We start from the raw sequence: 21,189 nt of genomic DNA, 5'->3' as shown, positions 1-21,189 counted from the left end.
AACCCCGAGTTAGACAATGAGCACGACGGTGTTATGACACTTTAGCCGTTGTTTTTCTGATCATGCACGCCAATCTCTTGACCCGGCTGCACGCTCAGGGCATCAGGCTGACATGCTGATTTACAAAATTTTCCGTGCCGACGAATGGGCGGCCTTCGAATCCCAAGGGGAAACTCTGGGTGCACCGATCGACCTAAGCGACGGGTTCATTCATTTTTCAACAGCTGAACAAGCTGCTGAAACCGCAGCCAAGCATTTTGCTGATGCAACGGATCTGATGCTGTTGGCCTATGAAGCCGATACACTAGGTAAGGCCCTAAAATGGGAAGTCTCCCGCGGCAATGCGCTGTTCCCACATTTGTTCCGCCCCCTCAAACTATCGGAAACGCTTTGGGCGAAATCACTGCCGCTAGTGGATGGCGTGCATCAGTTTCCGGCAGACATGGCATGAACTTCGTAGAGAAAATTGGGTTAGCTGCCCTGCATCGCATCGATCCGGAGACCGCACATGGGTTGGCCATCAAGGCCCTGAAGATGGGCCTATCTCCAGCACCGGGCCCGGTCACCTCGGCAAGGTTGAAAACTACGTTGGCTGGAATTGATCTGCCCAATCCTGTGGGCCTCGCCGCAGGCTTTGACAAAAATGCTGAAGTCCTGACACCGTTGTCCCAGTCCGGTTTTGGCTTCATCGAAGTGGGAGCTGCCACCCCTCGCCCACAACCTGGCAACCCACAACCAAGACTGTTTCGACTGACCGAAGACAAAGCCGCCATAAACCGGTTTGGGTTTAACAACCAGGGTATGGACCTTATCGAGCGACGCTTGTCCTTGCGTCCCACGGGCGCGGTGATTGGACTGAACCTTGGTGCCAACAAAGACAGCGAAGACCGGGCCAATGATTTTGCCAGGGTACTAGCACACTGTGGAGCTCATTTGGACTTTGCCACTGTCAATGTTTCCTCTCCCAACACAGAAAAATTGCGTGACCTTCAGGGTAAGGCCGCCCTTTCGGCGCTATTGTCGGGTGTGATTAAGACCCGCAACGAGATTGACCGCAAAATCCCGGTGTTTTTGAAAATTGCACCTGACCTGAACGCTGATGAGATACAAGATATCGCCGCAGTTGCTCTGGAAACGGGTATCGATGCGGTGATTGCCACCAATACCACTCTGTCGCGCGATGGATTACAAAGCGCGTATAAGGGTGAAGCAGGCGGATTGTCCGGTGCACCGCTGTTTGAGAGTTCAACCCGGGTTCTGGCGCAGCTCTCGCAGTTGCTGGATGGCAAGGTGCCGCTCGTCGGGGTTGGTGGCATCAGCACGCCAGAGCAGGCCTATGCCAAGATCTGCGCCGGTGCTACCGCCGTGCAGCTGTATACCGCAATGATCTATCAGGGCTTGTCGTTAGCCGGAGACATTGCCCGCGGGCTTGACGATCTGCTGGCCCGCGATGGGTTTGACAATGTCGCCCAGGCCGTGGGCAGCAAACAGGGGGACTGGCTGTGATTACCTATTGGAACAACCCCCGTTGTTCAAAGTCCCGCGCCGGGTTGGCACTGCTGCAAGAGCGGGGCGCCGAAGTGCAAATTCGTCTTTATCTGCAGGACCCACCAAGCCTGGAGGAGATCAAACAGGTTCAATCCGCACTTGGTGTTTCTGCTGTTGCAATGATGCGCAGCTCTGATGCGCGGTTCAAAGAGCTAGGCCTGAGTAAAGACAGCCCCGAGGCCAAGCTGCAAACAGCCATGGCAGCACATCCAGCGCTAATCGAACGACCGATTGCCATATCTGGCAGCCGGGCCGCAATTGGTCGCCCGACTGAAGCAATCGAGGCCCTACTTTAATCTTGTCCACACCGCATTATTCACGCTCGCGGTGTGGAACTTCACGACTTAAAATCAGGCGGCACGCGCCTCTAGCGCCGGATAACGCAGACCCAAGCTGATCCCACGCGCCACAAACGAAATCATCAGTGCCAGCCATAGCCCGTGGTTGCCCAGCATTGGAACCAGCGTGACCACTGCCACAACGTAAACTGCAAAACTAACCAGCATCATATTGCGCATGTCGCGAGTGGCAGTGGCCCCTATGAAGATCCCATCAAATATCCATGCGGCTGCGCTCAGCAGTGGCATAGCAACCATCCAAGGGAGATAAGCCCGCGCCTCGCTGCGCACCAGATCAGCCGTGGTCATCAGATCAATGATCCAACCCCCAAAGACCGCAAATCCCAACGCCGTCAGCAGGCCCAATCCCACCCCCCAAAGACCTGCCAATTGGGCGCTGCTCCGCAGGGCTGCTCGCTTGCGCGCGCCCATCGCTTGCCCGACCAGCGTTTCGGCCGCAAAGGCAAACCCGTCCATGCCATAGGCTGTGATCATCAGAAACTGTAGCAGAACCTGATTGGCGGCCAGCACCTCGTCGCCAAAACCGGCCCCATAGAACATGAATGAGACAACGATCGCCTCCAGTAACAGTGAGCGGATCAGGATATCGCGGTTGACCAAAGCCATGGTTCGCAGCCGCGCACGGTCGAACACCTGGGCCCAATTGCACCAATCCGGCAGCCGAAAGATGCCCCGACACAACCATAGCCCAAGCATCAATCCCGAAGTTTCTGCAAGTAAAGTTGCGACTGCGACGCCACTGACACCCCAGCCAAGCCCCAATACAAACCATAGATCCAGCAAGATATTGATGCCATTCATCCAGAGCTGCAAAACCAACACCGCACCCGTGCGCTCCTGCGCAATGAGCCACCCATTGATGGCAAACAATCCAATCGCAGCAGGGGCTGACCAGATCCGGATCTGCAAATAGTCCCGCGCCATTCCCTCTACCTCGGGCGAGGCTGGCGCAAAGTGAAACGCCATCCAGATCAATGGCAATTGCAACAAAATCAGCGCCAGCCCAGCGGCGGCGGCAATCATCAATCCGCGGGTCAACAACGCCGCGACCTCACCATGGACGCCTTTGCCCAGCGCCTGAGCCGCCAGACCGGTGGTGCCCATGCGTAAAAAGCCGAACATCCAGTAGAGAGCACCCAGAATAATCGCACCTAAACCGACGGCCCCAATGGGCGCCGCTGCCCCCATCTGGCCTACGACGCCAGTATCCACCGCGCCCAAAATTGGGACGGTTGCGTTGGAGAGTACAATCGGCAGTGCAATCTTCAGTACCCGCCTATGCCCCAACACAGGTTCAGGACGTGTTTGCGTCATTCTTCTCGCCCCCTTGAGGCATCAGAAAATGACCCGTTGCCTGCGCAAACAGCTTGTCTTTGTGATCTTGCCAGGCCTCTACTCTCACACTGGCAAACCGACGACCAGAACGTGCAACTGTGGCCCGCGCATAAGCATCGCGGGGTAGACCTGAGCGAAGATAGTCCACGGTAAAATCGATAGTTTTAGGTTGTCGAGGCAGCTTACCGGCCGCCATCTCTGCAGGATCTAATTCCCCGGCTTCAATCTTGGGCCAAAGATGCAGCCAGTTTAGTGTCATCACCGCTGTGACCTCCAAAAAAGCCGCAGTTACGCCTCCATGGATTGCTGGCAGATAGGGGTTGCCGATCAGTTTTTGGTCAAAATTGAGCTGACCGGTCAACTCGTCGCCACGACGATCAAAACTGATGTCGAGAAACCGAATATAGGGCACCGAATCGACCAATGCCGTTAGCGCAGCGTCACGACGTTGTTTGACCACCTGCATTGGTTCGGGACGGGGGCGACTCAAAACCCTGCCTCCACCGAGAACGCACCCGAAGCGGTAGCCACCGGACGTTCAGCATCATCATCCACAGCAACTGCGCGCACAAATGCAACATTGCGACTGATGTGATGACAGGTGGCTTTGGTGGTAATGGTCTGTCCCGGCGTTGCAGCGCGCATGTAATCGATACGCAAATCAATGGTCGCAGTGCCACCAGGAGCCAAAGGGTGGCTCATAACTGCCGCGCCACAACAGGTATCCATCAAAGCTGACACCGCACCACCATGAATAACCCCAGTTTCGGGATCACCAATCAACTTGGTATCATAGGGCATTGTAATTTTAGCAATGCCATCACCAATTTCGGTCAGCACCAGGCCCAGTTCTTGGGCATGAGGGATCGCCTGAATAAACTGGCGGGCCAGTTGCGTTTTGTCACCCATGTAGCTGTCCCTTTCAAATTGCGCATAGCTTTATGCGCTGCACCTGCCTGAATGAGCAACCCCACCTGTTGCACTACACAAAGCAAGTGCCTAGGTTGCCCTCAAAAGGAGGATCGTGGATGACCGAAGCCAGATTGTCATTCAAAGAGATGTGCGCGGCGTTTGATGTAACGCCACGTACCCTTCGCTATTATGAATACATTGAACTGCTCCAGCCCGACCGCGAAGGCCGATCCCGCTTCTATACCGCCCGAGAACGCGCGCGGATGAAGTTGATCATGCGTGGCCGCAAGTTTGGTTTTCAGCTGGAAGAGATTCGCCAGTGGCTGCTGATCTACGAAAATGAGGGCGATCAAGCCCAAGCCCAAGCCTTTTTGGAAATGGCCGACCGCCAGATGATCGAACTCAAAGCGCAACGCGAGCAGCTGGATGAAGCCTTGAGTGAACTGACCAGCTTGCGTGAGACCGCAGCTCGCGAGATTACCTGATATCTGGTCTTGTAACACTGTAGATGCAATTGCCTCCCAAGTGGTCGGTAACGCCTCTTTCGGTTCTTGAACCCACCCACAGTCTTAATCGCCTCTGCGGGCGGCACAATTATGTGTTTTTAACGGTGCGGTCGCCCTAAAAAGCAGGGCTGGTGCCATTGAACCCAACGTCACAAATCAAACTGACGTTGCGTACAGCTTACGTAAACGTCAAGATTGTACTGTATATTACACTCGAAGTGCACAGCATGAAGACTGCATTGCAGCGAGAGGGATCAAGATGACCGAAGACACCATGACCATTCGCGAGATGTGCGATGCATACGATGTAACGCCACGAACCCTGCGATTTTACGAAGCCAAGGAACTCTTGTTTCCAATTCGTGAGGGCCAGAAACGACTGTTCACCAAACGTGACAGAGCCCGTCTTAAACTTATCCTTCGCGGCAAGCGCTTTGGTTTTAGCCTGGAAGAGATCCGACAGCTGCTCGATCTCTACCACATGGGGGATCAACAACACACTCAGCTGTCACGCACCTACGACATAGCCTGCGACCGCCTGGCAGATATGGAACGCCAGCGGGATGAGCTGAATGAAGCCATCGAAGACCTGAAGCAGCAATTGAAGTGGGGTGAAAAAGTCATCGCCTCGGCAAAAATTAGCAAAAAAGCCGCCGAATAGGCCAGCTGCACTCACAAAAAATAGCCCCCCTGCTGGGGGCATCTAACATACCACCGTATCCTGTTACGAGGGAGCACCAAATGCCTATCTACACCGCCCCTACAAAAGACATGCAGTTTTTGCTGCACGACGTTTTGAAAGTCACCACCTCCAGCGTGCCTGGCTACAGCGATCTGGACCCAGATTTCACCAATGCCATTCTGGAAGAAGCCGGCAAGATTTCAAGTGAAGTGCTACAACCGCTCAACGTCATTGGTGATACCGAAGGCTGCGTCTTGGAAAATGGTATGGTCCGGACGCCCTCTGGGTTTAAGGCCGCATTCGATCAGATGAAAGAAGGCGGCTGGACCGGGATAGACATGCCTGAGCAATACGGTGGCCAGAACATGCCATATGTTATTGGCACCGCAATAAGCGAGATGTTTTCCGGCTCCAACCAGGCATTTACAATGTACCAGGGCCTGACCCATGGTGCGGCCTCAGCCATCTTGGCACATGGAACAGACGCCCAAAAGGACACCTATCTTCCTAAAATGGTCTCCTGTGACTGGACGGGCACCATGAACCTGACCGAACCACATTGTGGTACCGATTTGGGCCTGATGCGTACAAAGGCAGAGCCACAAGAAAACGGTAGCTATAAAATCTCGGGCCAGAAGATTTTCATCTCTGCCGGCGAACATGACATGGCCGACAACATCATCCATTTGGTACTGGCCAAAATCCCCGGTGGGCCAGATGGTATCAAAGGTGTCAGCCTGTTTATTGTCCCCAAGTTTCTGGTCAATGATGATGGCACATTGGGCGCGCGCAACGGCGTATCAGTTGGCAACATCGAAAAGAAAATGGGCATCCACGGAAACTCAACCTGTGTGATGAACTATGACGACGCCACCGGCTACCTGCTGGGCGAGGCGCATAAGGGTATGCGCGCTATGTTCACAATGATGAACGAGGCCCGGCTGGGTGTTGGTATGCAAGGCGTATCCCAGGCCGAAGCCGCTTATCAAAATGCGGTAGACTACGCCAAGGATCGTTTACAGGGGCGTGATGTGACTGGGACCAAGAACCCAGATGGGCCCGCCGACCCGCTGATCGTGCATCCCGACATCCGTCGTTCTCTGATGGATCAGAAAAGTTTTACCGAAGGTGGTCGCGCGTTCCTGTTTTGGGGTGCTAGCATGATCGATGCGGCCCACCGAAACAATGACAAGGACGCTGACGGTTTGGTGTCGCTGTTGACCCCGGTAATCAAGGGCTTTCTAACCGACGAAGGTTATGACATGACCGTACGCGCCCAGCAGGTGTTTGGCGGCCACGGCTACATCGAAGAACATGGGATGAGCCAGTTCACGCGTGATGCGCGTATTGCCCAGATCTATGAAGGCGCTAATGGCGTTCAGGCATTAGATCTAGTCGGACGCAAGCTAGCGGTTGATGGTGGCAAGCACGTCATGGCGTTTTTCGAAATGGTCAAAACCTTCTGCAAGGAAAACAGCACCATTTCCGAAGCTTTTACCGCCGACTTTATCGAACCGCTTAAATCGGCGAGCAAGGACCTGCAGGCCGCTGGCATGTATTTCATGCAAAACGGGGTGAAAAACCCTAACCATGCTTTGGCTGGGTCCTATGACTTCATGCATATGTTTGGTCATGTGTGTTTGGGGCAGATGTGGGCACAGATGGCCAAAGCGGCACAGAGCGCGCTTGACGCCGGGTCCTCTGACGCGGCGTTCTATGAGACAAAACTAATCACTGGCCGTTATTACATGGCACGTCGCTTGCCTGCCACGGCCCTGCATCTCACCCGCATTACCAGCGGTGCAGACACAGTTATGGCTCTGGATGCGACTCACTTTTAACGAGATGGCGGGGACATCCCCGCCGCTCTACACACGACCCAAGGATGAGACATGCCTAAACGGTTCCGCCTGACCCGCCGCTTTCCAGTGGCCATGACAGAAGACGGCTATCGCCGTCTCAAACGATTTTCCTCAGATGCGGGGCTCGATGAAGGTGAAGCGCTGTCATTCTTGTTCGAAAACTTCGACAGCGTGACCGATACTGAAAACCTGACCCACCGGCTGCGCTTGTTCAACGCCGATCTGGACGACAGAAAAAGATAGGCAAGTGCTGACACAAGCACGCCTAAGGGAGAGACATGATACCAATGACCGCGACAAAGTCCACCTGGATGACCGACGAACATCAGATGTTATCTGATATGACCGCCCAGTTTATCACCAACGAATGGATGCCCAAATACGACACTTGGCGCAAACAGGGTATGATGGACAGGAACACCTGGGATCAGGCCGGTGAATTGGGTCTCTTATGTCCCTCCATCCCCGAAGAATATGGCGGCGCGGGTGGAGATTTCGGCCACGAAGCTGCGATCCTGATCGAAGGCAGCCGCGCCAATCTCGCAAGCTGGGGGGCCGGCATCCACTCTGGCATCGTTGCTCACTATATCCTTGCCTACGGCAGTGAAGAGCAAAAACAGCGCTGGCTGCCCAAAATGGTGTCAGGTGAAATGGTTGGCGCCTTGGCCATGACCGAACCTTCTACCGGATCTGATGTGCAAAGCATCAAAACCAAGGCGATCCGCGACGGAAATGCCTATCGCCTAAGCGGACAAAAGACCTTTATCACCAATGGCCAACATGCCAATCTGATCATCGTCGCCGCCAAAACGGACCCATCTCTGGGATCCAAAGGCGTCTCGCTGGTCGTTGTCGAAACCGATGGTGCAACGGGGTTTCAGCGCGGCCGCAATCTTGAGAAAATCGGTCAACATGCGGCGGACACATCTGAACTGTTTTTCGACAATGTCGAAATTCCACCCGAAAACATCCTTGGCAATGCCGAGGGTCAAGGGTTCTACCAGATGATGCAGCAGCTGCCACAAGAACGGCTGATCATCGCAGCCGGTGCAATTGGCGCAATGGAAGGTGCCGTTGCACGCACCATCGCCTATTGCAAAGAACGTGAAGCTTTTGGTGGGCCGCTAACCCAGTTCCAGAACACCCGCTTCAAACTGGTTGAATGCCTGACCAAAACCAAAGTCGCCCGTGCCTTTTTCGATGAATGCATGGCGGATCATCTACGTGGCGAATTGACCGTCGAGAAAGCCGCGATGGCCAAATACTGGATCACCGATACTCAGGGCGAAGTACTGGACGAATGCTTGCAACAGCACGGCGGCTATGGGTTCATGCAAGAGTACGCCGTTGGCGAGATGTGGACTGATGCTCGGGTGCAGCGGATCTACGGCGGCACCAATGAAATCATGAAAGAACTGATTTCTCGTAGCCTTTGAAAATATTTGCAGGTCAAGCACCTGCACCAGGAAGGATTCAGGAGTACACTATGACGATTAAACTACATTGCTTTGGCGAAAGCGGCCACTCCTACAAAGCCGCGCTTGCGCTTGAACTGGCTGGACAAGACTGGGAGCCAGTTTTTGTTGACTTCTTCAGTGGCGTTCACCGTACGAGTGAATACCGGGATTTGAACGTCATGGCCGAGGCCCCGGTGATGATAGATGGCGATGTTCGCTTGTCTCAGTCCGGCGTCATCCAACAGTACATCACAGACAAAACCGGTAAATTCGGCGGCAAACCTGAGGACAAGTATGAGGTGCTGCGTTGGGTCCTGTGGGACAATCACAAACTGTCCAGCCAAGTGGGTATGACCCGTTTTCTGATGAACTTTCTACCTGAAGAAAAGCGCCCAGCCGATGTGATTGCTTTCATGCTTGGGCGACTTAGGGCCGCGTTTAAAACATTGAACCACCATCTGGAAGGTCGCGACTGGATTGTTGGCGACGAGCTGACCAATGCAGATCTGACGTGTTGCGGTTACCTGTTTTACGAAGAGCCATTTGGTTTTGATCGCAAGGACTATCCCAACATCGACGCCTGGCTGAATCGTATCAGCGCCCTGCCCGGCTGGAAACACCCATATGATTTAATGCCCGGCAATCCGTCGGATAGAGCCTAAGGTAGTTTCGAATGCCTGATGCTTCTAACCGGGCAAACCTATTCAACCGGATAGCACAAAAATCCAAAGCCGGAGCAACAACATGACCGATGCCTATATCTATGATGCGCTACGCACGCCGCGTGGCAAGGGCCGCAAAGATGGCAGCCTGCACGAGGTGACCTCGCTACGCCTGTCCGCTTTGACGCTCAACGCCGTCAAAGACAGGAACAATCTGGACGGCCACGCTGTCGAAGACGTGATCTGGGGCAATGTCACGCAGGTGATGGAACAAGGCGGTTGTCTGGCCCGTTCGGCGGTGTTGGCATCCGATTTGGACCAGTCCATCCCCGGCCTGTCTATCAACCGTTTTTGTGCTTCAGGTATGGAAGCCGTGAACCTGGCCGCAAACCAAATTAAAGGCGGCGCTGGCAACGCTTACATCGCTGGTGGTGTTGAAATGATGGGCCGCGTGGGGATGGGCAGCGATGGTGCTGCTATTGCGGTGGATCCATCTCTTGCCATGGACAGCTATTTTGTGCCTCAGGGCATCTCAGCTGATATCATCGCTACTGAGTACGGATTTTCTCGTGATCAGGCTGACGCGCTGGCTGTTGAATCGCAACGCCGCGCGAAAGCTGCCTGGGATGATGGGCGGTTTGATAAATCCGTCATCTCCGTCCGAGATCAGAATGACTTGTTGATCCTGGACCGCGATGAATACATGCGTCCCGGCACAGACATGCAAAGTTTGGGCGCGCTGAACCCCGCGTTCCAGATGATGGGTGAAGTGATGCCCGGTTTCGATAAAGTCGCAATGCTGAAGTACCCGCATATGGAACGGGTCAATCACATCCACCACGCTGGCAACTCATCCGGAATCGTCGATGGAGCCGCTGCGGTTTTAATCGGTAACAAGGAATTTGGCGAAGAATATGGCCTGACGCCGCGTGCGCGCATCAAAGCCACCGCCAAAATTGGCACAGACCCCACCATTATGCTGACGGGTCCGGTTCCGGTGACACAAAAAATTCTGTCTGATAATGGCATGGCAATTGGTGACATCGATCTGTTCGAAGTCAACGAAGCCTTTGCCTCGGTTGTATTACGCTTTCAGCAGGCATTTGATGTCGATCCAAATGTCGTCAACGTCAACGGTGGTTCAATCGCCATGGGGCACCCTCTGGGCGCGACTGGTGCAATCATCATCGGCACCTTGCTGGACGAACTGGAACGTCAGGATAAAGAAACAGGCCTGGCCACCCTCTGCATCGCATCCGGGATGGGTGCCGCAACAATAATCGAGCGCGTGTGATACAGTATGAGCCACTACGAAGAAAAGTATCATTTCTACTGGTCCGGCCCATTTAGCCAGTGGTCCCACAGCCAGTTTGTACATTCAGAACAGCAGTTTCAAACTGCCGAGCAAGCGATGATGTATGAAAAAGCAGTTCTATTTGGTGATCATGATATTGCTGCGCAGATTCTTTCTGAAGGCGATCCTGGACGCCAAAAAGCGCTAGGTCGACGGGTGCGTGGGTTTGATGAAACTCACTGGGACAAAAATAAAGTTCGGATTGTAACCGAGATCAATAGATCCAAGTTCGGCCAGAACAAAGGACTTCGCCGGAAACTATTCCACACAATTCCACTTCAACTTGTCGAGGCCAGTCCTGTTGATACAATTTGGGGAATCGGATTGGACGCCGCCGATGCACATCAAACACCACCTGAACTCTGGCCTGGGCAAAACCTTCTGGGAAAAATCCTGACGCAGGTGCGTAAAGAGCTTGTCGAAACCTATCCGGAAGAAGCGCAAGCCTGTGCACCAAACACTACCGAGGAGAATCGTTGATGCCAAAATTAAACCTATCCCAAATCCCATTTCGCACTGGCTCGGTCTATCCCGGTAAGCTCGACGCAGAGGTCAAAGGGCGCAGTAGCCAGAAGTTGGGTGATGCCAGTGGCCTCACTCAATACGGTGTAAATATCGTACGGCTGGAACCCGGCGGTCTGTCTTCGCTGCGCCACTATCACATGAAACAGGACGAGTTTGTGATGATCACCACCGGGGCCCTGACCCTGATCGATGATGACGGGGAACACGATATGCTGCCGGGTGATTGCGCCAGTTTTCCTGCTGGCGATGCCAATGGCCACCATCTGGTGAACAAGACAGACGCACCAGCCGCATTTCTGGTTGTTGGAACGCGGACGGAAAACGAGACCGCTTACTATAGCGATTTGGACATGATGGTGACCGTCGACCCTGACGGTTTCGCCTTTACCCGCAAAGACGGCAGCCCCCTGACGGCTGAACAGATCGGAGACGAGCAGTGACCGAATTCACTCTGAGTAAGGACGTCGACGGCGTTGGAACAATCACCTGGGATGTGCCCGGAAAATCAATGAATGTGATGTCATTTGAGGGTCTGGCGCAGCTGGATACCTGTATTGATCAGGCGTTGGCTGACGATGAGATCAAAGGTGTGGTCATCACATCCGGCAAGAATGGATCTTTTGCTGGTGGAATGGATCTCAACCTGCTGGCCAAAATGAAGGATGACGCAGGCGACGAACCTGCGCGTGGTTTGTTTGAAGGCGTCATGAAAATCCATGCTCTGCTGCGCAAAATTGAGCGTGCAGGCATGGACCCAAAAACCAAAAAGGGTGGTAAACCTATTGCCAGTGCCCTGCCCGGCACCGCTGCCGGTATTGGCATGGAACTGCCACTCGCTACCCACCGGATTTTCGTCAGTGATAATCCAAAGGCAAAATACGGCTTGCCTGAAATCATGGTAGGCATTTTCCCCGGCGCTGGCGGTACCACCCGCCTGGTCCGCAAACTTGGCGCTATGGCCGCCTCGCCCTTGCTACTGGAAGGTAAGATGCTAGAGGCCAAAAAGGCCAAAGGTGCAGGCATGGTGGATGAGGTCACCTCAGATCCGGTAGCAGCAGCCCGTGATTGGGTGTTGAATGCTAAACCCGCCGACATTGTCAAACCCTGGGATGCCAAAGGGTATAAGATGCCCGGTGGCGCGCCCTATCATCCAGCAGGGTTCATGACCTTTGTTGGTGCCAGCGCCATGGTACACAGTAAAACTCAAGGGGCCTTCCCCGCCGCCAAGGCCCTGCTCAGTGCTGTCTATGAAGGCGCACTGGTAGATTTCGACACAGCGCTAAAAATCGAAGCCCGCTGGTTTACATCAGTACTGATGAACCCGTCTTCCGGCGCCATGATCCGCTCGCTGTTCCTGAACAAAGAAGCCTTGGACAAAGGCGCGGTTCGCCCTAAGGACATCCCAGACCAAAGTGTCCAAAAAATTGGTGTGCTTGGTGCTGGCATGATGGGGGCTGGTATTGCGCTTGTCTCCGCCCAGGCTGGCATGGAGGTAGTTCTGATTGACCGGGATCAAGCTGCTGCCGATAAAGGTAAATCCTACGCCGAGACCTATATGGACAAGGGGATCAAGCGCGGAAAAGCCACCCCTGAGAAGAAAAACGCCCTGTTAGCGCGGATCACTGCCACACCGGATCTGGACCAACTGAAAGGTTGCGACCTGATCATCGAAGCCGTGTTCGAAGACCCCGGCGTCAAGGCTGAGATGACCAAAAAGGTCGAGGCGATCATTCCCGAAGATTGCATCTTTGCCTCCAACACCTCGACGCTGCCCATTACCGATCTGGCCGAAGCCTCGGTGCGCCCAGAACAATTCATCGGCATCCACTTCTTCTCACCTGTTGAGAAAATGTTCCTGGTGGAAATCATTAAGGGTGAAGAGACTGGGGATCGCGCCGTTGCCAAGGCTTTGGACTATGTGCGCCAAATCCGCAAAACGCCGATTGTGGTCAATGATGCACGGTTCTTCTACTGCAACCGCTGCATCATTCCTTATATCAACGAGGGGCTGCGCATGTTGACCGAAGGTGTCTCACCTACGTTGATCGACAACGCCGCTCGTCAACTGGGTTTCCCTGTGGGGCCTGTGCAGCTGAACGATGAAACCTCTATTGATCTGGGCGCTAAGATTGCCCGCGCCACCAAGGCTGCCATGGGAGACGACTATCCCGACAGCCCGGGCGACGATCTGATTTTCTGGATGGAAGATCTGGGACGGATGGGCCGCAAGGCCAATGCGGGTTTCTTTGAGTACGACGACAAAGGCAAGCGCGTTGAGTACTGGAAGGGAATGCAGGAAAAATATCCATTGGCGGATGAACAGCCTGATCTGATTGCAGTACAGGAACGGTTGATGTTTGTTCAAGTATTGGAGGCCGTACGAGCACTGGAAGAAGGCGTCTTAGAAGATATCCGCGAAGGCGATGTTGGGGCAATTTTGGCCTGGGGTTTCGCCCCTTGGTCTGGTGGTCCCCTCAGCTGGCTAGACATTCTAGGTACACCTTACGCCGCCGAACGATGTGACCAACTAGAAGAGCAGTTCGGCGAGCGTTTCGCCTGCCCGCCGCTTTTGCGCGAAATGGCTGCTAAGGGGCAAACCTTCTACAAACGATTTGATCCAGCAAAAACAGCGGCCTGAACCACGTCAGATCAACACAATCAGGCTACTTAGACCTAAATAACCTTTTACATTTCTCGACAAATCACCTGGAAAGCAGCTACCGCTTTCCAGGTGATTTTACATATTCATGCTATTTCTGAGATACGAAGCTCTTGAGCGATTTCTCGCAGCTAGCTCATCGAACAGAAACAAACTGAACATCATTGAATCCGCCAGTTTCTACAGGCTGATCAACTGTCCAGAAATCTTCCTCTGCCATCATATCAATAACCAGCGCACGCGCAGCGTCCTGTGTTAGCACACGGTAAAGGCTGGCCTCGGTTCCTACTGTTTCGAGGATACTATTGGGGGTTGGGCTGTAGGCCAGCAATCCAGCCTCCAAATAGACCACCTCATCCTGAGCAAACCGCGGCATTACCAACTCCAACCGTTGCCCAGCCTGGGCCCGTTGAATTCCTCGGTAGCCTTCCAAGGTACACGCAGGAACAACAACAAAGGGATCTCCTTGCGTATCCACCGCCAGGTCGCTTTCAAGCAAGATCCCCTGATCCGGCATCACCCACATCGAAACACGATTGTTCAATGCGTCCTGCGGCACCAGCAGCGGACATTGTGTATCTGCCATATCTCCTTCGGGAACCAACAGAGTTTCCCGATGCATTTCGACGATGACTTGCATGCCGTGGTCAAACGTAAGGACCCTGTCACCAACGCCCAAGGCTTCTACCTGCCGCCAACCTAAGTTAGAAGCCAGATGTGTACCGGCAAAAAAGCCACCTTGTCCCGTCGCAACCATAGGATATTTTGTGCTTTGTACCGATGCCATGGGCGTACCCTTGCGTTTGGTGATCCAGTCAAACATCGCCTTTTCCTTCTAAAAAGACGGCCCTGCCCCTCGGCAAAAGCGCGCTGTAGTCTTGTTAACCCTAAAAAGCCGGATTTTCAGGCCGCAAGTGGGCCGAAACAAGGCATCTCCGGGTCATTGTCACCAAAGTGAATTTAAAACACGCAAAAGCAGTGGATTAAAGGCCTGTTGTTCGGCAACGGTTCAGTCTCTTATCCATGGGATAGAGCTTAATCGTTAAAAGAGTATTCAAATCGTCTGATATCTTCGGCGCAAGTTTGTGCCACTGCTTCAAGCGACCGATCATCATAATATCCCCGCCAATCGCGCAGCCGTGCCGAACTGTTTGCTACAGGCAGGTCCAGATCAAATCCCAGGTGATCAAACAGAGGCTGCGCATCAGAAGAAAAACGCTCGAGCCGGATAAACAGCTGACAGTGTTCTACCCCATCAAAATGCCGCATGTAGCTTGAAGCTGGTGTTGCTCGAAACGTCGCCTTAATCTGTGGATGGCAAATAAATTCTGAAAAACTCAGAGTTCGTGACAAACCCACTGCAGGGTGCTCAAAACTCTGCTCTCCAAGCCAGTGATAGTAGCTCACCGCCCGGTCCCAGGGATTACGCACCAGGGTAAAAGCAAACAATCCTCGCAATGTCTGATCTGGCACCAGACCTTCGATATCTGCCAGTGTCGAATGTTTCCATTTACGTCCGCGGGTCGGCACCTCTCTGACACGATGCCGACGTCTGCGCGCCTTGGGGGTATCCCCCAACATGATATCATCAGCTTTAGCGCGCGCCTCCAGCGCCAAAGCCAGTGCGGTGCCACCGGTCTTGGGGATATGAATAAAGACATATGAGCGGCCAACGGACAAGATCATGAACGCAAGCTAGGCTATTGGGTCGAAAAACGAAATGGCATCGGTGAATTCAATCTGGTGCTTTTCAACCTTTGTTTATGCCACCAACGTTGGAACGTTACCTATACCCAAATGGCGGCACCTCAGTTGATCCCTGAATTGAACAGGAGAATACCGCAAGACCGCATCTCTAAAATGTACTTTTAGCGAAGACCGGCGATTTCAACGTTTGTATGACGCGAAACCAATTTTTCTAACTCTTTGCGGCTGATAGGTTTGGTCGCAACTTCGGAAAATCCAGCTTTGAGAATACGGTTTTGATCACTTTCCGAAACATGTGCCGTAAGAGCAACAACGCCCACCCCATCCAGCAGATTCTGAGCCCGAATTCGGCGGTAGGCCTCTATTCCATCGACTTCGGGCATACTGATGTCCATCAGGACCATGTCATACCTTCCTTCACGCGCAGTCTCGACTGCTTCAGCGCCTCCTGCCGCGACCGTAACCTGATGTCCCATCTGCTGTAACGTTTTTGCTAACAGTACTCGATTGATGTCATTGTCTTCGACCACCAGCAAGTGTCTGGAAGACGGGATTTTCGACTCATCAGCTGGCGTTTCTTGCTGTTTCGTTTCCGACTGAGGTAAGGGTAACAACATTCGAAACTGACTGCCCTTACCAGGTTCACTCTTGGCTTCGATATGGCCTCCAAGAACTTCAACAATGCCTCGTGTAATTGCTAACCCCAATCCTGTTCCCTGTTCTGTACGACTATAACTCGTATCCAGTGTAACAAAGTCGTCAAATATCCTTTCCAAATCCTCTGGAGCGATCCCAGTCCCAGTGTCGCTGACCAAAAATTCCACTTGGTTGCCATCGGTCTGACGTTCGATCTGAACCGAAACAACGCCGTTTGTGGTAAACTTGAGCGCATTCCCAACAAGATTTAGTAGCGCTTTTTGAATCTGGTTCGGGCGGCCAATTACAAAAGGGGTTCGCCCCAGATCACATTGCAACTCAAGCTTGTTACCCTGAGATTTGGCAGTGGCTTGCTGGCTACCAATCAACCCATGTACTAATTCGTACAGGTCAAAACTGCGAGGTTTGCGGAGTGTTACACTGGATTCTAAACCTGACAGTTCCAGCACCTCATTGACATGATGCAAAAGCAGCTCTCCAGAGACACGCATCGCATCTAAATAGCCGTCCTGCTCTGATGTTGTTTCGGTTGTACTAAGTAGGTCCATCGAACCTAGTACGCCAGTCAGTGGAGTACGCATCTCATGGCTCATCACAGTGAAAAGTTTTGCTTTTGCCTTCTCCCCGGACAGAGCATCGTCGCGAGCTTGACGAAAGTCTTCAACCCCTGCAGCAACTGCCGATATCTCGGTGATCTGTGACTTTGGCAGCATTTTTGAAAAATCGCCTGTCGACATTTGTATTAGAGCATCATGTACGCCACTAAGTGGACGTGAAATAGCCTGCGCAACCACAAAAGAAATGCCAACAAATAACAACAATCCACCTAGGCCGGCCGCTAAAGACTGATCTCGCAAGGTTTGACTTTGTGTCTCAGCCTCGGCCAGAACCTCCTGCAGCCTATTTAGGGCACGGGCGTGAATGTTGTTGAGAACCGGTTCTGCCTCAGCAAAATTGCGTGACAACACTTCGCGAAGATTGCGCTCTCTCAACGTTTCTTGCACAAGTTTCGCGAAAGTGCCGTGATATGTGGCCAACCGTGCATTTATCTCAGCCTGCTGTTCAGCAGACTCGAAAAGGCCGACAGGAAAACTGTGAAATTCTTCGACCCGGGCGTTCAATAGTTTGAGATACGCAACATCTACGCGCATGATAAAGTCTTTCTCATGCCGCCGCATCATCAGCATTTTTGCCGTCAGTTCATGGCGGTCAGATTGTGTCAGAGCCGCCTCGACACCATGAACGGCCCGGCGGAGTTGTCCCTGCAAACCAGATGTTTCATCGTACCCCAGACGCCGGTTGCTATGTACTAGTTCAGCAAAGTTCTCTTGGTACGCAGTAATTGCGGACGTAAGGGTAGAAATTTCCAAGGTGATTTCCCCCATTCCTCCAATTTCGTCGGACAATCCCTGTATCTCTTCCAGTGTGATGTGGAGTTTAGCCACAAATTTCGCATGACGCAGCGCGTAGACGTCGGCCAAGCGCAGTAGAAAATCCTTTTCCGCTCTTCGCGCGCGTAGAAAATCAATCTGAAACCGCCCCAAAGCGAAATTCATATGACTAATTTTAAAGATCTCGGCCTGGACCTTACTCCCAATCGGCAAAGTGTATCTGGACAGGCCAATAAGCGACAGCATGACCAATCCCGCTAAGGCAACAATTGAAAAAACTGCAAACTTAATGGAGACCTTCAACTAGTTCACTCCTCCAGAAGCCTTTTTAGGAGCCCCAGCAAGCAAGTTGGACGTACAAGGCCTTCTGCCCCGTTTCCCTAGTCCACCCGTGATACTTACTAAACTGCGCTTTGTATCCCAACGACGTGAAAGCCGCGTACCTCATTTCCGGACAAGCTATAACATGACGCTCACAACGCCTGTGCCAAGTGCTCTGCACCCATTGTTTTCAAAAACATGCAATTTACGTTCACAAAAAAACACGGAACCTCCAACTGCCCAGGATGTGTGGCCTGCGCCCATTACATGCACCCTACCGTTATGATGGTCGTCGAAACGACTGAAATTCCAGAATCTCCCCTTTTCAAGAGAAACGAGATTGCGCAGTATCACCCTGAAAAATGCGCCCGATTAGGGCAAAAAGGAGGATTGCAATGGGGTGGATGGCTGATGAGACGGGGCTGGAGAAAAATGCTGCAAACCATGTGGCGCTGACCCCCCTGTCCCACCTGCGTAGGGCGGCGACCGTGTTCAAGGATCATTTGGCCGTCAGCTACGGCACCCACCGCAAAACCTATCGAGAGTACTACCAAAGATGCAGTCAGCTCGCCTCTGGTCTGGTCCAATTAGGGGTCAAACCCGGTGATGTAGTTGCAACCTTGATCCCCAATCTGCCCGCACAGGCTGAGGCCCATTTTGGTGTGCCCGCCTGTGGCGCCGTGCTCAACACCATCAACATTCGGCTGGATGTCGCAACAGTTGCCTATATCTTTGATCATGGTGGCGCCAAGGTCGTTTTGGTGGATTCTCAGTTTCTGGAATTGGCCGAGGCAGCCTGCGAAGCGATGGATGGCCCCAGTCCAATTCTGATTGAAGTCGGCGATGATCAGGCTGGGTGGCCGGCCAGCGGCAAATACACCTCCTATGACAAACTACTAAATAGCGGTGACCCTGCTTTTGACTGGATCCTTCCGCAAGACGAGTGGGAAAGCTTGGCGCTGAACTATACCTCGGGCACCACAGGGCGCCCCAAGGGTGTCGTGTACCACCACCGTGGCGCCTATCTTATGACAATGGGCACCTTGGTCTCTTGGCGCATGGTGCTGCACCCCGTCTATCTGACCATCGTGCCCATGTTCCACTGCAATGGCTGGAACCACACCTGGATGATGCCACTTCTGGGGGGCACAGCAGTCTGCTGCCGTGATGTATCTGCGCAGGCAGTGTACAACGCCATTCACTACGATGGAGTCACGCATTTTGGCGGTGCTCCAATTGTGCTGAATATGATTGTCAATGCCTTGGATGAGGACCGCAGAACCTTTGACCATCAGGTTGAGGTGTTCACTGCTGGTGCCCCCCCCGCACCAGCAACACTGGCAAAGATTGAAGACCTGGGTTTCAACGTCACTCAGGTTTACGGATTAACCGAAACATACGGCCATATCACCGAGTGCTACTGGAAAGGTGGTGATTGGGATGCGTTGGACAAACCCGAAATGGCAGCAATCAAAGCGCGTCAGGGCGTCGCTATGCCAATGATGGAAGATGTGGTTGTAAGGGACAGCGATCACAAGCCTGTTCCACTTGACGGTGTCACCCAGGGTGAAATCGCCATTCGTGGAAACTCAGTGATGAAAGGCTATCTGAAAAATCCAGATGCCACCGCCGAAGCTTTTGCAGGCGGCTACTTCAACTCCGGCGACATCGCAGTGCAACATCCTGACAGCTATGTACAAATTGCTGACAGGGCCAAAGATATCATCATTTCTGGTGGCGAGAACATCTCATCCGTAGAAATCGAAGGTGTGCTGATGGCCCATCCCGACGTCAATTTGGCAGCTGTTGTGGCCAGGGAAGATGATAAATGGGGGGAGGTTCCCTGTGCATTTGTCGAATTAAAACCCGGCGCCATGGCGGATGAAGCCGCGTTGATCGCATTTAGTCGGCAAACGCTTGCAGGGTTCAAAGCACCAAAAAAGGTAGTGTTTCAGGAGCTTCCGAAAACATCGACTGGCAAGATCCAAAAGTTCGAGCTTCGCAAGATCGCCCGCAATCTGTAATCAAATTGCTACCTCGTTTATCGGAGCTCTCAGTCCCAATCAGCCTAGTGATCACGAAAGAGAGCTCCGACGCACAGTTGTACACAACCACTGCCAAAGCCATTTGCCGCCCCAGTCTCGCTGTGCTAGCGTTGACTATTACTGAGGCAAAGACACGAGCAGGCAAATGACTGCACTGAGGGAATACCAACGGCTTGAGGCCGCAGGTCTTTGGCGGGCAAACCGCGAAGATCAACGCCGCAATGTCATTGTGTCGATCGGCGACGCCACGTTGACAATTACCAACATGCAGGACCAACCGCTGGCGCATTGGTCACTGGCTGCGGTGGAGCGGCAAAACCCAGGCCAATATCCAGCCGTTTTCCACCCCGATGGCGATCCCGGCGAAACACTAGAGCTGGCAGAAGACGAAACCGCCATGCTCGAAGCTATCGAGAAACTCCAACTGGCCATTGAAGGCGCGCGCGCGCATCCGGGCCGTTTGCGGACTGTCAGCGTGTTAGGGAGCCTTAGCCTGATTGCGGCTCTGCTGGTGTTTTGGCTACCCGGCGCAATGATGCGCCATACCGTTAGCGTAGTTCCCGAGATTAAACGTAAAGCTATTGGTCAGGCTTTGCTTGGCCGCATCGAGAGAGTCTCGGGGCAAGTCTGTTCAACCCCTGAAACAGCCCCCATTCTAATTCGTTTGGCTGAACGCACAGGTGCGCGACAAATTGTAGTCCTGCGTGCAGGCGTAACTTCCAGCCTACACCTGCCCGGTGATATTATTTTGCTCAACCGGTCGCTAATCGAAGACCACGAAGACCCAGCGGTAGCGGCGGGTGCCGTGCTGATCGAACGCGCCCGCGCACAGGCCAAGGATCCGCTGGCCGAAGTGTTGAATTCGGGTGGAGTATTGGCCTCGTTCCGATTGCTGACCACAGGGAAGTTGGATCGCAGCAGCTTGGACCGTTATGCCGAAGCCATGATCAGTGCGCCCCGTCCTGAGGTTCCGGAAGAGAAAATTCTGGCAGCCTTTGCACAGGCAGCTATTCCTTCAACCCCCTATGCCTATGCGCAGGATATCACGGGAGAAGCTGTTTTGGGGTTGATCGAGGCGGACCCGATGGCGGGTCGCATTTTGGAACCCGTTCTAAATGATCGCGATTGGGTACAGTTGCAAAGCATCTGCGGCGCTTGAAACCGAACAATCAAGCCTCCACTGATCGAAGGCTCATCGTTTTCGTCA

Annotated in this window: 21 protein-coding genes; 15 read left to right on the top strand and 6 right to left on the bottom strand. The window is 53.3% G+C overall.

Going from position 1 to position 21,189, the window contains the following annotated elements:
- The first annotated feature begins 112 nt into the window (after window positions 1-112).
- From FEE96_RS15900 to arsC, 3 genes are read left to right on the top strand one after another with little or no spacing between them, the layout of a single operon-like run.
- Window positions 113-451 carry a DUF952 domain-containing protein gene (locus FEE96_RS15900; protein ID WP_138164110.1) on the top strand — a complete coding sequence of 113 codons (339 nt, stop codon included), beginning with the start codon at window positions 113-115 and terminating at the stop codon, window positions 449-451.
- The gene (locus FEE96_RS15895; protein ID WP_138164109.1) at window positions 448-1,506 is read left to right on the top strand and encodes a quinone-dependent dihydroorotate dehydrogenase; all 1,059 of its coding nucleotides are present in this window, start codon (window positions 448-450) and stop codon (window positions 1,504-1,506) included. The genes FEE96_RS15900 and FEE96_RS15895 overlap by 4 nt, the downstream gene beginning before the upstream one ends.
- A complete protein-coding gene (gene arsC / locus FEE96_RS15890; protein WP_138164108.1) occupies window positions 1,503-1,844 on the top strand; it encodes an arsenate reductase (glutaredoxin) in 342 nt (113 codons plus the stop codon). The genes FEE96_RS15895 and arsC overlap by 4 nt, the downstream gene beginning before the upstream one ends.
- Window positions 1,845-1,898: 54 nt before the next feature.
- Here arsC and FEE96_RS15885 read toward each other — a convergent pair whose 3' ends face one another.
- Genes FEE96_RS15885 through FEE96_RS15875 form a run of 3 tightly spaced genes read right to left on the bottom strand, consistent with a single transcriptional unit; the run spans window position 1,899 to window position 4,151 of the window.
- Complete coding sequence (locus FEE96_RS15885; protein ID WP_138164107.1) at window positions 1,899-3,221, bottom strand: MATE family efflux transporter; 1,323 nt, start codon at window positions 3,219-3,221, stop codon at window positions 1,899-1,901.
- Window positions 3,202-3,732, bottom strand: a complete 531-nt coding sequence (locus FEE96_RS15880; RefSeq protein ID WP_138164106.1) for a PaaI family thioesterase — start codon at window positions 3,730-3,732, stop codon at window positions 3,202-3,204. The genes FEE96_RS15885 and FEE96_RS15880 overlap by 20 nt, the downstream gene beginning before the upstream one ends.
- The gene (locus FEE96_RS15875) at window positions 3,729-4,151 is read right to left on the bottom strand and encodes a PaaI family thioesterase (protein ID WP_138164105.1); all 423 of its coding nucleotides are present in this window, start codon (window positions 4,149-4,151) and stop codon (window positions 3,729-3,731) included. The genes FEE96_RS15880 and FEE96_RS15875 overlap by 4 nt, the downstream gene beginning before the upstream one ends.
- Window positions 4,152-4,270: 119 nt before the next feature.
- On the opposite strand from FEE96_RS15875, the gene FEE96_RS15870 reads away from it, so the two are divergent.
- From FEE96_RS15870 to FEE96_RS15825, 10 genes are all read left to right on the top strand, one after another.
- Entirely contained in the window at window positions 4,271-4,639 is a 369-nt protein-coding gene (locus FEE96_RS15870) for a MerR family transcriptional regulator (protein WP_138164104.1), read from the top strand.
- 280 nt (window positions 4,640-4,919) lie between these two features.
- Window positions 4,920-5,321 (top strand): MerR family transcriptional regulator, encoded by a 402-nt coding sequence (locus FEE96_RS15865; protein WP_138164103.1) that lies wholly within the window; start codon window positions 4,920-4,922, stop codon window positions 5,319-5,321.
- Window positions 5,322-5,401: 80 nt separating this feature from the next.
- On the top strand, window positions 5,402-7,183 hold the full coding sequence (locus FEE96_RS15860; protein ID WP_138164102.1) for an acyl-CoA dehydrogenase C-terminal domain-containing protein: 1,782 nt from the start codon (window positions 5,402-5,404) through the stop codon (window positions 7,181-7,183).
- A gap of 51 nt (window positions 7,184-7,234) precedes the next feature.
- On the top strand, window positions 7,235-7,447 hold the full coding sequence (locus tag FEE96_RS15855) for a hypothetical protein (protein ID WP_138164101.1): 213 nt from the start codon (window positions 7,235-7,237) through the stop codon (window positions 7,445-7,447).
- Window positions 7,448-7,491: 44 nt separating this feature from the next.
- Complete coding sequence (locus FEE96_RS15850) at window positions 7,492-8,640, top strand: acyl-CoA dehydrogenase family protein (protein WP_138164100.1); 1,149 nt, start codon at window positions 7,492-7,494, stop codon at window positions 8,638-8,640.
- 50 nt (window positions 8,641-8,690) lie between these two features.
- Entirely contained in the window at window positions 8,691-9,323 is a 633-nt protein-coding gene (locus FEE96_RS15845) for a glutathione S-transferase family protein (RefSeq protein WP_138164099.1), read from the top strand.
- Window positions 9,324-9,405: 82 nt separating this feature from the next.
- Window positions 9,406-10,617 (top strand): acetyl-CoA C-acetyltransferase, encoded by a 1,212-nt coding sequence (locus tag FEE96_RS15840; RefSeq protein ID WP_138164098.1) that lies wholly within the window; start codon window positions 9,406-9,408, stop codon window positions 10,615-10,617.
- Window positions 10,618-10,623: 6 nt separating this feature from the next.
- Window positions 10,624-11,157, top strand: a complete 534-nt coding sequence (locus FEE96_RS15835) for a riboflavin biosynthesis intermediates N-glycosidase (protein WP_138164097.1) — start codon at window positions 10,624-10,626, stop codon at window positions 11,155-11,157.
- Window positions 11,157-11,642 carry a cupin domain-containing protein gene (locus tag FEE96_RS15830; RefSeq protein WP_138164096.1) on the top strand — a complete coding sequence of 162 codons (486 nt, stop codon included), beginning with the start codon at window positions 11,157-11,159 and terminating at the stop codon, window positions 11,640-11,642. Before FEE96_RS15835 ends, FEE96_RS15830 begins: the two co-directional genes overlap by 1 nt.
- Entirely contained in the window at window positions 11,639-13,840 is a 2,202-nt protein-coding gene (locus tag FEE96_RS15825; RefSeq protein WP_138164095.1) for a 3-hydroxyacyl-CoA dehydrogenase NAD-binding domain-containing protein, read from the top strand. The genes FEE96_RS15830 and FEE96_RS15825 overlap by 4 nt, the downstream gene beginning before the upstream one ends.
- A 157-nt stretch (window positions 13,841-13,997) precedes the next feature.
- Here the strand turns inward: FEE96_RS15825 and FEE96_RS15820 are convergent, their stop codons facing one another.
- The 3 genes from FEE96_RS15820 to FEE96_RS15810 form a co-directional block, all read right to left on the bottom strand.
- Window positions 13,998-14,684: a Hint domain-containing protein gene (locus FEE96_RS15820; protein ID WP_138164094.1), complete on the bottom strand. Its 687-nt coding sequence runs from the start codon at window positions 14,682-14,684 to the stop codon at window positions 13,998-14,000.
- 212 nt (window positions 14,685-14,896) lie between these two features.
- Entirely contained in the window at window positions 14,897-15,547 is a 651-nt protein-coding gene (locus FEE96_RS15815) for a sulfotransferase family 2 domain-containing protein (RefSeq protein ID WP_138164093.1), read from the bottom strand.
- Window positions 15,548-15,729: 182 nt separating this feature from the next.
- The gene (locus FEE96_RS15810; protein WP_138164092.1) at window positions 15,730-17,919 is read right to left on the bottom strand and encodes a hybrid sensor histidine kinase/response regulator; all 2,190 of its coding nucleotides are present in this window, start codon (window positions 17,917-17,919) and stop codon (window positions 15,730-15,732) included.
- A gap of 413 nt (window positions 17,920-18,332) precedes the next feature.
- Here FEE96_RS15810 and FEE96_RS15805 point away from each other — a divergent pair, with 413 nt between their 5' ends.
- Window positions 18,333-19,961 (top strand): AMP-binding protein, encoded by a 1,629-nt coding sequence (locus tag FEE96_RS15805; protein WP_138164091.1) that lies wholly within the window; start codon window positions 18,333-18,335, stop codon window positions 19,959-19,961.
- Between the two features lie 166 nt (window positions 19,962-20,127).
- A complete protein-coding gene (locus FEE96_RS15800) occupies window positions 20,128-21,141 on the top strand; it encodes a hypothetical protein (RefSeq protein ID WP_138164090.1) in 1,014 nt (337 codons plus the stop codon).
- Window positions 21,142-21,189 lie beyond the last annotated feature (48 nt).

Source organism: Parasedimentitalea maritima (genome assembly GCF_005771405.1).
Classification (GTDB): Bacteria; Pseudomonadota; Alphaproteobacteria; order Rhodobacterales; family Rhodobacteraceae; genus Parasedimentitalea; species Parasedimentitalea maritima.
Note: the sequence above shows the minus strand (reverse complement) of the source record. Positions and strands in the feature narration are given on the sequence as shown.

Coding starts and splice junctions, on each gene's coding strand:
- FEE96_RS15850 (WP_138164100.1), top strand. CDS start 7,492: ATGACCGCGACAAAGTCCACCTGGATGACCGACGAACATCAGATGTTA.
- FEE96_RS15835 (WP_138164097.1), top strand. CDS start 10,624: ATGAGCCACTACGAAGAAAAGTATCATTTCTACTGGTCCGGCCCATTT.
- FEE96_RS15895 (WP_138164109.1), top strand. CDS start 448: ATGAACTTCGTAGAGAAAATTGGGTTAGCTGCCCTGCATCGCATCGAT.
- FEE96_RS15800 (WP_138164090.1), top strand. CDS start 20,128: ATGACTGCACTGAGGGAATACCAACGGCTTGAGGCCGCAGGTCTTTGG.
- FEE96_RS15860 (WP_138164102.1), top strand. CDS start 5,402: ATGCCTATCTACACCGCCCCTACAAAAGACATGCAGTTTTTGCTGCAC.
- FEE96_RS15885 (WP_138164107.1), bottom strand. CDS start 3,221: ATGACGCAAACACGTCCTGAACCTGTGTTGGGGCATAGGCGGGTACTG.
- FEE96_RS15865 (WP_138164103.1), top strand. CDS start 4,920: ATGACCGAAGACACCATGACCATTCGCGAGATGTGCGATGCATACGAT.
- FEE96_RS15815 (WP_138164093.1), bottom strand. CDS start 15,547: ATGATCTTGTCCGTTGGCCGCTCATATGTCTTTATTCATATCCCCAAG.
- FEE96_RS15870 (WP_138164104.1), top strand. CDS start 4,271: ATGACCGAAGCCAGATTGTCATTCAAAGAGATGTGCGCGGCGTTTGAT.
- FEE96_RS15845 (WP_138164099.1), top strand. CDS start 8,691: ATGACGATTAAACTACATTGCTTTGGCGAAAGCGGCCACTCCTACAAA.
- FEE96_RS15840 (WP_138164098.1), top strand. CDS start 9,406: ATGACCGATGCCTATATCTATGATGCGCTACGCACGCCGCGTGGCAAG.
- FEE96_RS15805 (WP_138164091.1), top strand. CDS start 18,333: ATGGGGTGGATGGCTGATGAGACGGGGCTGGAGAAAAATGCTGCAAAC.
- FEE96_RS15875 (WP_138164105.1), bottom strand. CDS start 4,151: ATGGGTGACAAAACGCAACTGGCCCGCCAGTTTATTCAGGCGATCCCT.
- FEE96_RS15855 (WP_138164101.1), top strand. CDS start 7,235: ATGCCTAAACGGTTCCGCCTGACCCGCCGCTTTCCAGTGGCCATGACA.
- FEE96_RS15900 (WP_138164110.1), top strand. CDS start 113: ATGCTGATTTACAAAATTTTCCGTGCCGACGAATGGGCGGCCTTCGAA.
- FEE96_RS15820 (WP_138164094.1), bottom strand. CDS start 14,684: ATGTTTGACTGGATCACCAAACGCAAGGGTACGCCCATGGCATCGGTA.
- FEE96_RS15830 (WP_138164096.1), top strand. CDS start 11,157: ATGCCAAAATTAAACCTATCCCAAATCCCATTTCGCACTGGCTCGGTC.